Raw genomic sequence first — 15,247 nt, 5'->3', positions numbered from 1 at the left:
ACGGAAGAAGGTGTGGCCACATGGCGAAACATCGTAAACCATCAAAGTGGAAAATCGTACTAGGGGTTGTAGCAGGCGTCATGGCCTTGGTGCTCATCACAGGTGGCGCGTTCGTCTGGTCAATGGTAAAAGAAGTCGATGACACCGTCGCACAAGTGAATGACAACTTGAACATCAGCAAAGAGCGTAAACAGGTCGAGACCATTGAACGCAAAGAGTCGGTTTCCATTCTCTTGCTTGGAATCGACCGACGCGGGACCGAACAGGGACGAAGTGACTCGATCATCGTGCTGACACTCAATCCGGAACTGGATGAAGGCGCGATGCTCTCGATTCCTCGGGATACATTGACCGAAATCGTTGGGAAAGGGACGCGCGATAAGATCAATCATGCCTATGCGTTCGGTGGAGCCGAAATGGCTATGAATACGGTCGAGAATTTCCTCGACATCCCAATCGATTATGTCATCGAGACGGATATGGAGGCATTCAGCGACGTGGTGGATGCACTCGGAGGCATCACGGTCATGAATAAATTCGCGTTCTCGACAGAAGATTACACGTTTCCCGTCGGTGAAGTGACGCTAGACGGAGAGGCGGCACTCGATTATACGCGGATGCGCTATAACGATCCAAACGGTGACTTCGGTCGTCAAGAACGTCAGCGGGATGTCGTCGCCGCCATCATTGAAAAAGGACGGACGGACTTCTCGCTCGACAAGGTCACTGCCTTACTGGAGGTCGTCGGTGATCAGGCGAAGACGAATATCGAACTCAATGAATTCGTCTCATTGTCGACGGACTATATGAACGCGTTCCGCAATGCGAGTGTGTTACGGCTCGAGGGGGCGGGTGGATTAGCGGGGGACGGGATCTATTACTGGAATCCGGATTCTACTTCGTTGAATGGCGTTCAGGAAGAGTTGCAACGATTGATGGAGTAAGCTGTCTGACTCAAGTCGGACAGTTTTTTTGTGTTTCAAAGGGGACGGAAAGTGGGAGAAATAAAGAGATGCCAAGGAGGGATGAGTCATGAAATGGGAAGCGATTGAAGAGGTGCTTCACGAACTCGGGGAGACCTCACAAGAAAAGTGGGAGCAGTTATTTGAAAAGTGGTCGGATCATCGTTGGCATGACCATGAGCGTCCGTCTGAAAAAACAAACGTCTTGTTGATGGATGCCGGGTTTATTCTGACGGACGGTCGAGCGAACCTCGAGGCGCTCCATCAATGGTTAGCCGATCACGTCCAAACGACGGTGAGTGATCTTTATCTCGTCTCTATTTTCCCATATCAATCGAAACAACAGGACACGGCGATCGACTCGCGGGTGCAACTATTCGAAGACTTAGGACGTTTCACCGACACGTTCGATTTGATTTACGAGATGACGCCTGAAGCATGGAATGAGGCGCAATTCGACCTTGTCACCGTAACGGATGAACTGATCGAACGTCTAGCGTACGGAGCGACGAAAATCCGCGTCCATGTCGAGTCGTTTCGTGGAATGGAGCCGGAACGAGTCAAACACATCCTCAAGCTGTGGCGGACGATCATGCATGCGTATAAGCCTAATGCGCAACTGATTATCGCCAATGAGCGTGTGGATTCTGCCCTCATCTATGAGGCGGAGGCGGACGTCGTCTGCCATTTCGACTTATCCAGCCATGTGATTTTAGCGTTTGCGCAGGCAGATGTGACACGTTTGAGCGATTGGGCGAGTCAGGTGCATCCGCTGAGAGCCGATCAAACCTATTTCAACTTCCTCTCTTCGGCGGAACGTGATCCGTTTGAGAAAAATCTGATGGACACTAACCCAGATGTGATTCTCGCAGCCCACAGTGTATTGTTGTCGCTTCAAGGGATTCCGTTGATTGATTACCGAACTTTATTTGGGGTGACGCAACCGATTGAACAAGAAGACCTCGTTCGAGCGTTGAAGCGTGATCCAAATCGACTTCGTGTCTATGAAGGGATATTGAGTCAATTGAATGTGAAACGACTCCAACCTGCCTTTTCACCGTATACCGACCAAGAAATCGTACGTCTCGATCGCCGCGTATTCGCCGTCAAGCGGAAGCACCAAGAAGAGTCTCTCCTGTTATTGACGAACATGAGTGAAGAGACGGTACAGACGGATTGCGAAGGAACGAGTCTCTTTACAGAAGAATGGATGAGCCATGTGACGCTTCGCCCATATGAATACGTTTGGCTAAAACAAACACACACTGGAGAGTGAATCCTCATGATTGATGTACATTGTCATTTGTTGCCTGAGGTAGACGACGGACCACGTACGATGGAAGCGTCCCTGCAACTCGCAAGGCGTGCAGTCGAAGAAGGGGTGACGTCGATTGTCGTGACACCACACGCGTATCATCCGTACTTCGAGACGGAGCATCATGACATCACGAAAGAAGTCGCGCATCTACAACAACGACTCGATGAGGAACAGATTCCCTTGACCTTGTATGTCGGGCAAGAGATTCGAATCTTTGGGGAGTTGATTGATGCGCTCGAGTCTGGGGAGGCACACTCGCTCGCCGGGTCCCGCTATGTGCTGGTGGAACTACCGAGTCAAAGTCTGCCTGCTTATACGGAATCCTTGTTCTTTCAACTGCAGGCGGCTGGATACGTTCCAGTCATCGCGCATCCAGAGCGGAATCGAGAGTTTGCACTCCATCCCGAAAAATTGCACCATCTCGTATCAGCAGGTGCGCTGTCGCAAGTGACGACAAGCAGTTTGACAGGGCAGTTCGGAAGACAGGTCCGGGAGCTCGCGCTCACGTTCATCAGTAACGGGTTGAGTCACATCGTCGCCTCCGATGCCCATAACGTAGAACATCGTGATTTCAATTGGTTAGCAGCAAGACAGGAAGTCATCAACGAACTAGGAGAAGAGATGTGGCAACAGCACCTCCACTTTACGGAGGAGATGTTAGCGGATGAACCGATTTCGGTGAATCCTCCACGTTTACCTGAGAAAAACTGGCGAGGACGTTGGAAGTGGTAAATCAATTGCCCGATGACGGGTTAGAAAGGTGATGGCATGAAACAAGCGACGATTCAAAACGCCAACGGCATGACACTATCCGCCATCGACTATGGCTGTGCGATGACGGAACTGACGGCCCCGGACCGGAAAGGGAATTTCGACTCGGTCATCTTGAAGTATGGTGACGTCTCTCAATACTTAGAAAACCCGGTCTATCTCGGGTCGGTCGTCGGACGGATTGCCGGACGGATTCGTGACGCAGAGATCGAAGGTGTCGCCTTGACCCCAAGCGAGGCGCCCCACCATATTCACGGAGGCGACAAAGGCATCACGGCCCGTCACTGGGAGATGGACGCCGACGAACAGTGCATCCAGTTCACGTATCTCAGTCCGGACGGGGAAGAAGGATACCCGGGGAACGTCTTCTTTAAAGTATTGTATGAACTGACGGATGACAATGAACTGATTATCACGATGACAGCGGAGACGGACCAACGGACGTGGATTAACTTAAACCATCATAACTACTTCAATCTCGGCGGACGCCCGACCATCCACGACCATGAACTGACGCTACCAGCCGATTCAGTCGGGGTGCTCAATGCGGAGTCGCTGCCGACAGGAGCGTTGCGGGATGTGGGCGGGACGCCGTTCGACTTCCGAGACGGAAAACCGGTCCGAGAGGCGCTCGTGTCGGGAGACGAGGCGATTGAACGGGCGAGCGGTCTCGATCATCCGTTTATCTTGAAGGATGAACCGATTCGATTGCATGACCCGGTGAGCGGACGGACGATGACGGTCGAAACGAATCAACCCGTCATGGTCGTTTATACAGGGAATTTCTTGAGTGAAGAGACACCCGTGACGCTCAATGGTCGACAAAAACATAGCGCGATTTGTCTCGAGGCACAGGCGTTCCCGGACGCCCCGAATCATCCGGACATCGCGACCTCCATCGAACTGAAACCGGGTGAGCTCTATCACTCGCGGACGGTGTATCGGTTTGGGGTGGAATAAATCCATCACTACCATTCAAAAAGGAGGCAACCGATTTAAGTCGGTTGCCTCCTTTTTAATCAAGATTTAGTAGTTTGAACAGGAGTAGTGACGTCCGCCCCGTTCGTCGCAATCACTTGCTTATACCAATCGAAGCTCTTTTTCTTGGAACGTGTGAGCGTCCCGTTGCCTTCATTGTCTTTATCGACATAGATGAAGCCGTAGCGTTTCTTCATCTCACCGGTCGACGCACTCACCAAGTCAATCGGACCCCAGCTTGTGTAGCCGATGATCTCGACACCGTCCTTGATAGCCTCGTGCATCTGTTCGATATGTTTCGCCATATAGTCGATGCGATAATCGTCTTCGACATATCCAGTCGCATCCGGTGTATCGACGGCACCGAGTCCGTTCTCGACGACGAATAGCGGCTTTTGATAGCGGTCATACAGTTGGTTCGCCGTGATCCGGAAACCGGTCGGGTCAATTGTCCAGCCCCATTCCGATTTCTCGAGAAACGGATTCTCAAGTGAACTGAAAATGTTTCCTTCGGTCGACTGATTTATCTCTGGATCCGTACTCGTCGTCCGACTTGAATAATAGCTGAAGCCGATGTAGTCGACCGTATGCTCTTTCAACAGTTCGAGGTCACCTTCTTCTATCTGAAGCGTAATACCTTGCTCCTCGAGATATCGTTTGGCATATCCCGGGTACTCTCCACGTGATTGGACGTCGATGAAGAAGAACGATTCACGGTCTTTGTCCATTGCATCTAACACATCATTCGGGTTACACGAATAGGCATATGTTTGACCAGCAGCAAGCATACAACCCACCTGTAGATCAAGATTGATTTCGTGGGCTGCTTTGACGGCTTTCGCACTCGCGACGAGTTGATGATGGGCCGCCTGATATTTCACTTGTTGCTTGTCTTCTCCGTCCCCGAACACGATGCCCGCTCCAATGAATGGGAGGTGGAGTAGCATATTGATCTCGTTGAACGTCATCCAATACTTCACTTTACCGTTGTAGCGGGTGAAGAGGGTCTTCGCATATGTCTCGAAGAAGTCGACGACTCGTCGATTGCGCCAGCTTCCATATTTTTTGATCAAGCTGACAGGTACATCGAAGTGAGCGATTGTCACGACCGGTTCAATCCCATGTTTTAATAGTTCATCGAAGACATCATCATAAAACTGCAAACCTTCCTCGTTCGGCTCCACGTCATCTCCGTTCGGGAAGATTCTTGACCATGCGATCGAGAGGCGAAGCGCCTTGAATCCCATCTCAGCGAATAAAGCGATGTCTTCTTTGTAGCGATGGAAAAAATCAATCGCTTCATGCGAAGGATAAAACTCTCCGGGTATAGGTTCTAATGATGGCAATTCTCCAAACATGACATCGAAGCGTTTTTTACCCGTCGGCAACAAGTCGACGGTAGTTAAACCTTTTCCCCCTTCTGCATAAGCGCCTTCTGCTTGGTTGGCGGCAATGGCGCCACCCCATAAAAATCCTTTTGGAAAACTCATCGTATCCACACTTTCTATATTAGTGGGAGGAAAAATCCTCCCACTTGATTCATTAGATGATGAAAATCGGATCGCCCGTCTGGACATGTGAGGCGTAGTTTGGTGAGAGTGCTTTTCGGTTCGTGACAATCACAGGTGTCGTCAACGCACGACCTGATTGCTTGATCGCGTCGATATCGAAATCGATCAGCAGTTGTCCTTTTTCGACAAATTCACCTTGTGTGACGTGTGCTTTGAAATGCTTCCCTTCTAGTTGAACGGTATCCATACCGATATGGATCAGGATTTCAGCCCCTGATTCCGTTGTGATCCCGATGGCATGATGTGTCGGGAAGAGGGCAGACACGGTACCGGAAATCGGAGCGATCAGTTTCCCTTCCGTCGGTTCGATGGCAACACCTTGACCGAGTGAACCAGATGAGAAGGCGACATCCGAGATATCTTTCAAACGGACGACAGTTCCTTGAAGCGGGCTAACGACTTGTTCCTGACTGACAGTTGTCGCAGATACTTCTTTGGCGACCGTTGTAACTTCTGATTGTGGTGTCGCGGTTGCTGCTTGATTGACACCGCCAAAGAGGTAAGTCAAGACGAACCCGACGATGAAAGCAACGGCCGTTCCGATGAGTGAACCATAAAAACCAGTTGTGATGCCTTCAGGCGAAATGGTGGACGGATAGCCGAAGACACCGAGCCCCCCGATGATATAAGTTTGTGTACCCATGACACCCATGATTCCACCACCGACAGCACCACCGATACAGCTCATGATGAACGGTTTTTTGAGGGGGAGCGTCACCCCATAAATAGCGGGTTCGGTCACACCGAAGATACCTGAAATGAAGGACGGTATCGTGAGCGTTTTAATCTTTTGATTTTTAATTTTGAAGAAGACTGCGAGCACGGCACCGATTTGTGCGAACGATGCTGCAAACACAAGTGCGAGAATCGGGTCAGCCCCGAGTGACGTCAAGTTGTTGATGGCGACCGGGACAAGCCCCCAATGAAGACCGAAGATGACGAACACTTGCCAAAATCCACCGAGGAAAATACCGGCGACGAGCGGGCTCAAGTTATATACAGCGACCGTGGCGCTACCGAGAAGCATCCCTGCCCAAGTCGCGATTGGTCCAATCAAGATGAATGTGAGTGGTACGACAATCAACAAAGTGAGTAGTGGAACGATGAACATTTTGATGACGTCGGGAATGATCGTCTTCAAGAACTTCTCGAGTTTTGCTGCAAAGAATGCCGCGATAATAATTGGAATGACGGAAGTCGAGTACGTCATCAAGATGACAGGAACACCGAGGAACGTGATATGAATCGGTGACTCGAACATGGTTCCAGCAAAGACCGTATAGAGAGGATCTCCAGCCGTCAGCGTCGATAAGGTCGGATAGACGAGTGACGCCCCGATGGCCATACCAATAAACGGACTTCCTCCGAATTTCTTAATGGCCGTATAGCCGAGGAAAATCGGGAAGAAGTAGAACAGCGAATCCCCGATGGCATTCAACAATTGATACGTACCTGACGTATTGTCGAGCCAACCGAGTGCGACGAACAGGGCGTTGAATCCTTTGATCATCCCGGTCGCTGCTAAGACGCCGAGCACAGGAGTGAAGATGCTAGAGATGATATCGATAAAACGGCTGAACAACGATCCCTTTGGAGCGTTCTCTTCTTCAATTGGAGACTGTTGTTGGAATCCGCCGACCTCGACGACGGCTTTATACACTTCCGGTACATGATTCCCGATGACTACTTGGTATTGACCACCGCTCTTCATGACCGTGACGACCCCATCCATGTTTTTGATGGTTTCAGTATCTGCTTTTTGTTCATCCTTTAATTTGAAACGCAAACGGGTGATACAGTGGACGACGCTATTGACGTTCTCTTTCCCGCCAACATGTTGAATAATATCGCGTGCGAGCTGTTCATATTTCATGTCCGTTCCCTTCCTTTTCCCATAATTTTGGTTTGCGTCAAATAAAAAACCTGACCCGTGTCAAATGAAGAACGTGAAATCACGTCATTCATCCGACTCGAGTCAGGTTATGCCCACTAAAGGTAACATTCCTGCGCAGGATACCGTTCAGTTGTTATTTGATAATTGAAATGTAGCATGCAACAATTCAAAATGTCAACGCTTACATTTTACTTTTTTTGTTTTTCGACCCTCCCTACAACGTAAAAGAAGAAAGCGGAACGGCATCATGACATGATGTTGCGAAAAAATGATAAATCCTTCTTTCCAATTATCAAGATGAAGGGGGTAAGAAGGTACTACAGTTAACCTGCGCCTGATTTCGGTCATTTAATCTGTCTTTAGGGAGGAAACCAACATGAAGGAACAAACGACGATCGTGGGCGATCTCGTGGAAGTTCTCAAGAAAAGTAAGAAATGGATGTTCGTGAGTATGGTTCTCGTCGGACTCTTAGCTTACTATGTGAGCACTTCATTCATCCAGCCGAAATATGAGGCGTCCACACAAGTGCTACTCGTTACACAACAAGAAGACAACCGCGTAGACAGTTCGGAAGTGTTATCCTCGCTCTCACTCGTCAATACGTATCGCGTCATCATGAAGAGCCCGGCTGTTCTTGAAAAAGTCAAAGAACAGGTGCCGAGCGCACCAGACCCGCTCTCAGATGCGCTCACCGTAGAAAGTGAAGAGGAATCGCAAGTCATCAATGTGTTCGTCACCGCGAACGATCCGGTCGTGGCAGCGGAAACGGCCAATGTGATCAGTGAAGTGTTCGTTTCTGAAATCCCGGATTTGATGAACATCGACAACGTTCGAATTTTATCTCCAGCCGAAATTCCGGAAGCTCCTGTCTCACCGAACGTGCTGCTCAACACGGCAATCGGTCTATTCGCCGGATTCTTGTTAGGTGGATTCATCGGTCTATTACGCCACGTCTTTGATAAACGCATCCGGAACGAGCAAGAAGCGGAACGGTTGCTGGACTTGCCGGTCATCGGGTCGATTCCGACAATCGAACGACGGGATTTGAAAACGAAAAATGTGAAGGAAGCGACACCCCAAGTGAAAGGAGACGTTTCGCATGTTCGGTCGAAAAAAGAACGCCAATCGTCTTGATTATAAAAAACGGGATCTCGTCACATTGGCGAATCCGAAGTCACGGATTTCTGAACAATATCGGACGATTCGGACCAATCTGGAGTTCACGTCCGTCGGTCATAAGTTACAGATGATCACCATCACATCCGCCTCGTCCGGGGAAGGGAAGTCGACCACGGCGGCGAACCTAGGGGTCGTCTATGCGCAACTCGGAAAAAATGTCGTCATCATCGATTGTGATATGCGCAAACCGACGGCACACCAAACATTTCAGTTGTCAGCACATGCGGGACTGTCTACCGTATTGGCCGGTCGGGTCACCCTCGAACATGCGCTTCAAAAAACGGATATCCCGCGCCTGACTTTGCTTGCGGCCGGTCCAATTCCACCGAATCCGACCGAACTGATCGCCTCGTCACGCATGACGGACCTCCTGAGTGAGTTGCGTGAGCAGTTTGATATCGTGATCGTCGATACGCCTCCGATGATGCACGTCGCCGATGCACGACTGTTGGCCAACGTATCCGACGGGACAATTCTCGTGATTGGCTGCGAGAACTCAGATCGTCAGCTCGTCCTGAAGGCGAAAGAGCAACTCGAGCGGACCGGATCGCAACTTCTTGGACTTGTCCTCAACAAGCGTTCTTCTCGTAATACGAACACCTACTACGCATACGAGTGAGGTGTCGGACATGAATATTCTTCACATCAATGCCATCAACGAAGTGAAAAGCACCGGTCGGATGTGTAAAGAGCTCGCATCCGTTCATGCCTCTTATGGACACCACGTCCGAATCGCCCATGCGACCGGACCAGTGACCGAGAAAAGTGTGGTGGTTGGTCAGGCGTGGGAAACGAAACGGCATGCCCTCCATGCCCGCGTGACGGGGCGTCAAGGTTATACGTCCAAACGGTCGACCGCTGACTTGATTGCCTTCATGGACAGCTTTCGACCGGACGTGGTTCACCTTCATAATCTTCACGCCAATTACCTTCATCTTCAGACGTTGTTTGAGTATTTGGCGAAAAGGGACATCGCCACCGTCATGACGCTCCATGACTGCTGGCTATTCACCGGGAAATGTACCCACTACACGGCGGTCGGGTGTGAGCGCTGGAAGGACGGATGTGGACAGTGCCCGCTCTTAAAAAAGGACATCCCGAGCTGGTTTTTAGACCGGACCGGAGAGATGTTGGCGGACAAGCGACAATGGTTCGATGCCATCCCTCGCTTGGCAGTAGTCGGAGTGTCGGATTGGATCACGATGGAAGCCCACTTCTCGATTTTGCAACATGCGTCCATCATTCGTCGTATCCACAACTGGGTCGATTTGGAGACGTTCACGCCGAAAGAGCCAGGCCCACTTCGGGCACGCCTCGGGTTGACGGGACAACACATTCTTCTCGGCGTGGCGAGCCATTGGACCGAGGCGAAAGGACTGTCTGCCTTCATGGAGTTGGCCAAGGCCAGACCGTCCGACCAAATCGTCTTAGTCGGACAGATGCAAGAACAACATGACCTGCCGGCGAATGTGCTTCACATTCAAGAGACACATGACCCGAGCGAATTGGCTTCGTACTATGCCGCGGCAGACGTCTTGTTGAACCTGTCAGAGGAAGAGTCATTTGGAAACGTGACGGCAGAGGCGCTCGCATGCGGCACGCCAGTCCTCGTCCTCGATTCCACGGCCAGTCCGGAACTCGTGACCGAACGGACCGGCGTCGTCGTCGCCACACGATCGGTCAACGATGTGATGGACGGACTCGATCGTCTCCATCACGCCTCGATCTCACGAATCGCTTGTGCGAACGAAGCGCGTCAACGGTTCGACTTATTCGAACGGGCGGAGGATTACCTGCACGTGTACGAGGAGCTGCAAACCGAGAAAGTGAGGAACGCCTTATGACACCACTCGTATCCATCATCATCCCAGTCTATAACGGGAGCGATTATTTACGAACATGTATCGACAGCGCCTTGGCCCAGACGCATCCTGCGATTGAAGTGATTGTCGTCAACGACGGCTCGACCGATGAGGGAAAGACGGCGGCGATTGCCACAAGTTACGGCAAGCAAATTCGCTACGTGGAAAAGGAGAATGGGGGCGTCTCGAGTGCATTGAATCGTGGAATTGAAGAGATGAGCGGAGACTACTTCTCCTGGCTCAGCCACGATGACGTGTATGCGCCGACAAAGATCGAACGACAGCTCGATGTGATGCGCGAGCAACATCTCCCGATGAATCAGACGATCGTCGTGACAGGGACGGCGTTCATTGACGAAAAGGGGGAGGCGATTCGACGGGTGCAACGGAAAGTGAGCGGATTCTATTCGAGTCAGGACATGTTCCGTCACTTATTGTTGTCGTCGACTTTGAACGGATGCGCGCTTTTGATTCCGCGACGAGCGTTCGAACATCGGCGTTTTTCGTTAGAGGACCGCTTCATTCAAGACTGGATCTGCTGGGTCGAGTTGGCGCTCGATGGGTTCGACTTTTACGTGATGCGTGAGCCGCTCGTCTATTCACGGATTCACGGCGAGCAACAGACGAAAAAAATCGCACATCGAGCCACGATGGAATCGAATCGCTATCTGAAGCGGCTACTCCAGGACGTCGAGGTGCGTGATAACGGAGAGAAATTGACCACTATCATTCTGAAGCACACGTTCAAAGAAAATGCGGCGGACGTACGGGAACAGTACTTAACGACACATGATGTGACTCGTTACTTTGGACCGCTGGAATATCAGTGGCTCCGATGGAACGGCATCTTGTTTTCAAACCTGCTGTCTCTATATCGGGGGATGACGAACCTGATCTATCGGTAGAAAGGAGGGATGGAGATGACGATCTATTTAGTCAATATGGCGCTGTTGGTCGGTTGGGCACTGCTCTTGATGCGTCATGACATTCCGAGTCGACGCGGTTGGTTCGTCTCATTTGCCACGATTCAATGGATTGTCTTGTCCGGTCTTCGAGATATCTCGGTCGGAGACGATACAGCCCAATATAAGGCGCTCTTCCTTCAATCTCAAGCCCTACCGCTTCATACGTTCACGGATCGCTTCTTTCAAATTCTATTCACGGAAAGTGAGGATCCGGGGTATTACTTGTTCCAGCGTCTTTTGCAATACGTGATCACGGACTATCAAGTGTATCTCGTAATCGTGGCGATGATTTTCATGATTCCGCTCGGCTATTTCATTTACAAATATTCAAGCGAGGCACTCATCAGCTTTCTTCTCTTCTCGGTCTTGTTTTACGAATTTTTCGCCGTCACGGGACTACGTCAAACGATCGCGACGGCACTCGTCGTGCTCGTCGGTTATCACTTCGTCCGTGCTCGTAAACTCGGGTGGTTCCTCCTCATCGTATTTGTAGCCATGACCATTCATAAGTCGGCGCTCATCTTCCTCCCGTTCTACTTTTTAGCGAACAAGCAACTGACCAAGGCGTATGTGATGACGATGTTCGGGGTCATCGTCGGATTGTTCGTCTTTCGGAATCCATTCTTCGACCTGCTCGTCCAAGTGTCTGGTTACGATACGTACAGCGCCATGGACGGCGCCGGGGCGATCAACTTCAGTCTGATGTTGCTCTCCGTCCTCTTCGTAGCATTATGGCGAAAAGATCAAATTCTAGCGAACAATCCATCTGCCATCCATTTCTTCAATGCGCTGTTACTCGCCGCCTGTCTCTTGCCGTTGACGTTCTTGAACCCATCCATGATGAGGCTCGTCCAATACTTCTCGCTCTTCCTGCTGTTGATGATTCCGGAGATTGTCGGCACGTTCGAGCGGCGGGAACGACTCGTCGTCTATTACTCGGCGGTCATGTTGCTCGGTCTCTTGTTCATTCGCGAAGCGCCGGTGTATTCGTTCTTTTGGTAACACGAGGAGGTGAAGCATATGTCGACACGCATGACGCTAGACGAGGCAGCCAGTAACCGCAAAATCAAGATCGGGGCGGTCATGTCCTACACGCAAATCTTTTTCGGCATCTTATCCGGTCTCATCTATACGCCGTGGATGATTCATGAGATCGGGCAGGCGAGTTACGGGTTGTATATGCTGACCATCTCGCTCATCAGTATGTTTGCGATGGACTTCGGGCTCGATGCGGCCGTCTCACGATTCATGAGCAAGTATATGGCGGAGGGGGACCACGAGCGGGCAGGACGATTTTTAGGCATCGCCTATAAACTGTTCATCGCCATCTCGCTCGTCCTCTTCCTCATCCTCACCGTCGTCTACTTCTTCTTGGACTCGATTTACTCGAGTTTGACGGCGACCGAGCTCGAACAGTTGAAAGTCCTCTATGTGATCGCGGGACTGTTCATCGTCGTCTCGTTCCCGACGAAGCCATTCTCTGGCATTCTCGTATCCCATGAACAATTCCTCTTCTCGAGTGCCCTGCATCTCGCTGAGAAGGTCGGGACGGTCGCTTTGATGGTCACCGCGCTTCTTCTCGGCTATGGGTTGTATGCCCTCGTCATCGTCAATGCGTTGGTCGGCACCATCGTCTTACTCATCGAGTACGTCTTCATTCGGCGCAAGACTCTCGTCCGTGCCAACTTTCAGAATCGAGAGAAGGGGATTTATCGGGACATCTTTAGCTTCACGTCCTGGAGCACGATCACGCTCGTCGCCCAACGCTTCGTGTTGAACATCACCCCGAGCCTACTGGGGATTCTAGCAGGCAGTGCCTCGATTGCCCTCTTTTCCGTCGGGATGGTCATCGAAGGGTATGTCTGGACCATCGCGGCCTCGCTCGGTTACTTATTCCTTCCGAAGGTCAGTCGGATGTTGTCCCGAAACGATCGTGAGGCCATCGGGTACCTCTTCGTCCGCATCGGCCGGATTCAACTGTATATCGTCGGACTCATCCTCGCCTCGTTTTTCATCCTCGGTCGCGAGTTCATGCACCTATGGGTCGGACCAGACTTCACCGACTCCTACGTCATCGCCCTTCTCTTGATTGCACCGAGTGTGATCACGTTGACGCAAGACATCGGCAATACGACACTCATTGCCGAGAACAAAGTGAAGTATCGGGCGTTCGCTGCCCTCATCGTGGCCGCCATCAGTATGACACTCTCACCACTGTTGATTCCACACTTTGGTCCGATCGGTGCGGCCATCGCCATTTGTATCGGCAACATCGTCGGACTCGTCTTCTATATGAACGTGATTTACCATCGGGTCCTCGGTCTCGACATCCTCGACTTTTTCCGCAAGTGCCATCTGAAGCTCTTGCCCGGTATTCTCCTGTACACGCTCATCGGCTGGGGGATCCAGTTCTTCTTCCCGTCCTCGAATTGGTTCGGCTTCGGGGTGAAGGGAATCGTGCTCATCAGTATTTACGCCGTAATCATGTGGGGACTCGCATTTGATGAGACGGAGAAAACCATGTTCCGCCAAGTGTTCGCTCAATTGAAACTACGCATCCTATCCATTCACCACACATCCTAGGAGGGAACAAGATGAAACGACTCAAGGTTATGACGATTGTTGGGACCAGACCCGAAATCATTCGATTGTCCGCCGTGATGGCACGTCTCGAAGCCTCCGAGGCAATCGATCATGTGCTCGTTCATACGGGACAAAACTATGACTATGAATTGAATGAGATTTTCTTTGAAGACTTCGGACTCCGGACACCGGATTATGTGTTAGACGCCTCGGCGGATGGTCCGATGGCGACGATTGGGAATATCCTCATCACCATCGATCCCGTGCTCGCATCTGTTCGTCCGGACGCGGTCTTGTTACTCGGGGACACGAACAGCTGTCTCGCAGCCATCGCCGCAAAACGCCACCACATCCCCATCTTTCACATGGAGGCGGGGAATCGTTGTTTTGACGAACGGGTCCCGGAGGAAACGAATCGTCGCATCGTCGACCATATCGCCGACATCAACCTGACCTATAGCGATATCGCACGCGAGTATCTACTTCGTGAAGGGTTACCGGCGGACCGCATCATCAAGACGGGGAGCCCGATGTACGAGGTACTCCACCGTCAACGGGATAAGATCGAGCGGTCAGACGTGCTCGAGCAGCTCGACTTGGAGCGAGATGCCTATTTCGTCGTATCGGCCCATCGCGATGAAAACATCAGTGATGACGAGAACTTCTTCGATCTCGTCGACACGCTCAATGCGGTCGCGACCACGTACCAGCTTCCACTCATCGTCAGCACCCACCCCCGGACGGCAAAACGTATTCGTGAGAGCGGGGTGCGTCTCCATCCGAACATTCGTACCCTCAAACCGCTCGGCTTCAGTGACTACGTCCACCTGCAACTCCATGCGAAGGCCGTGTTGTCGGACAGCGGCACGATTAGTGAAGAGAGTTCGATTCTTGGAATCAAAGGATTGAATATCCGCCAAGCGCATGAACGTCCGGAGGCGATGGAGGAAGGGGCGGCGATGATGGTCGGATTGAAGCGGGAGCGAGTGCTGCAGGCGCTTCGAATCTTAGAAGAGACGGATGGCTCGATGCGACTCGTGAGCGATTACGCCATGCCGAACGTCTCTGATAAGGTGCTGCGCATCTTGTTGTCCTACACGGACTATGTGATGCGAGAGGTGTGGAAACAGCACACGGTGTCGACCGAGAAGAAAGAGGTGTGA

The 15,247-nt window shown here is 51.3% G+C and carries 13 protein-coding genes; 11 read left to right on the top strand and 2 right to left on the bottom strand.

Annotation, left to right across the window (positions count from 1 at the left end):
• The first annotated feature begins 20 nt into the window (after window positions 1-20).
• From KNO72_RS09135 to KNO72_RS09120, 4 genes are all read left to right on the top strand, one after another.
• On the top strand, window positions 21-944 hold the full coding sequence (locus tag KNO72_RS09135) for an LCP family glycopolymer transferase (RefSeq protein WP_214685954.1): 924 nt from the start codon (window positions 21-23) through the stop codon (window positions 942-944).
• 88 nt (window positions 945-1,032) lie between these two features.
• The gene (locus KNO72_RS09130) at window positions 1,033-2,238 is read left to right on the top strand and encodes an alpha-amylase family glycosyl hydrolase (RefSeq protein WP_214685953.1); all 1,206 of its coding nucleotides are present in this window, start codon (window positions 1,033-1,035) and stop codon (window positions 2,236-2,238) included.
• A 6-nt stretch (window positions 2,239-2,244) separates the two neighbouring features.
• Entirely contained in the window at window positions 2,245-3,012 is a 768-nt protein-coding gene (locus tag KNO72_RS09125) for a tyrosine-protein phosphatase (RefSeq protein WP_214685952.1), read from the top strand.
• A gap of 36 nt (window positions 3,013-3,048) precedes the next feature.
• Window positions 3,049-4,011, top strand: coding sequence for an aldose epimerase family protein (locus tag KNO72_RS09120; RefSeq protein ID WP_214685951.1), 963 nt, complete (start codon window positions 3,049-3,051; stop codon window positions 4,009-4,011).
• Window positions 4,012-4,070: 59 nt separating this feature from the next.
• Here KNO72_RS09120 and KNO72_RS09115 read toward each other — a convergent pair whose 3' ends face one another.
• Together KNO72_RS09115 and KNO72_RS09110 are read right to left on the bottom strand one after the other, a co-directional pair.
• Window positions 4,071-5,528, bottom strand: a complete 1,458-nt coding sequence (locus KNO72_RS09115) for a 6-phospho-beta-glucosidase (RefSeq protein ID WP_353047375.1) — start codon at window positions 5,526-5,528, stop codon at window positions 4,071-4,073.
• Window positions 5,529-5,571: 43 nt separating this feature from the next.
• Window positions 5,572-7,473 (bottom strand): beta-glucoside-specific PTS transporter subunit IIABC, encoded by a 1,902-nt coding sequence (locus tag KNO72_RS09110; protein ID WP_214685947.1) that lies wholly within the window; start codon window positions 7,471-7,473, stop codon window positions 5,572-5,574.
• A gap of 397 nt (window positions 7,474-7,870) precedes the next feature.
• On the opposite strand from KNO72_RS09110, the gene KNO72_RS09105 reads away from it, so the two are divergent.
• From KNO72_RS09105 to wecB, 7 genes are read left to right on the top strand one after another with little or no spacing between them, the layout of a single operon-like run.
• Window positions 7,871-8,629, top strand: a complete 759-nt coding sequence (locus KNO72_RS09105) for a YveK family protein (RefSeq protein ID WP_214685945.1) — start codon at window positions 7,871-7,873, stop codon at window positions 8,627-8,629.
• Complete coding sequence (locus tag KNO72_RS09100; RefSeq protein WP_214685943.1) at window positions 8,595-9,293, top strand: CpsD/CapB family tyrosine-protein kinase; 699 nt, start codon at window positions 8,595-8,597, stop codon at window positions 9,291-9,293. The genes KNO72_RS09105 and KNO72_RS09100 overlap by 35 nt, the downstream gene beginning before the upstream one ends.
• Window positions 9,294-9,303: 10 nt before the next feature.
• Window positions 9,304-10,518: a glycosyltransferase gene (locus KNO72_RS09095; RefSeq protein WP_214685941.1), complete on the top strand. Its 1,215-nt coding sequence runs from the start codon at window positions 9,304-9,306 to the stop codon at window positions 10,516-10,518.
• Window positions 10,515-11,441: a glycosyltransferase family 2 protein gene (locus KNO72_RS09090; protein WP_214685939.1), complete on the top strand. Its 927-nt coding sequence runs from the start codon at window positions 10,515-10,517 to the stop codon at window positions 11,439-11,441. The genes KNO72_RS09095 and KNO72_RS09090 overlap by 4 nt, the downstream gene beginning before the upstream one ends.
• Window positions 11,442-11,456: 15 nt before the next feature.
• Window positions 11,457-12,503: an EpsG family protein gene (locus KNO72_RS09085; protein ID WP_214685937.1), complete on the top strand. Its 1,047-nt coding sequence runs from the start codon at window positions 11,457-11,459 to the stop codon at window positions 12,501-12,503.
• 18 nt (window positions 12,504-12,521) lie between these two features.
• Window positions 12,522-14,084 carry an oligosaccharide flippase family protein gene (locus KNO72_RS09080; protein WP_214685935.1) on the top strand — a complete coding sequence of 521 codons (1,563 nt, stop codon included), beginning with the start codon at window positions 12,522-12,524 and terminating at the stop codon, window positions 14,082-14,084.
• Between the two features lie 11 nt (window positions 14,085-14,095).
• Window positions 14,096-15,247, top strand: coding sequence for a non-hydrolyzing UDP-N-acetylglucosamine 2-epimerase (gene wecB, locus KNO72_RS09075; RefSeq protein WP_078147563.1), 1,152 nt, complete (start codon window positions 14,096-14,098; stop codon window positions 15,245-15,247).

This window comes from Exiguobacterium sp. s123, assembly GCF_018617075.1.
GTDB lineage: Bacteria > Bacillota > Bacilli > Exiguobacteriales > Exiguobacteriaceae > Exiguobacterium > Exiguobacterium profundum.
The sequence above is the reverse complement of the archived record's forward strand: the minus strand, read 5'-3'. Positions and strand labels throughout refer to the sequence as shown.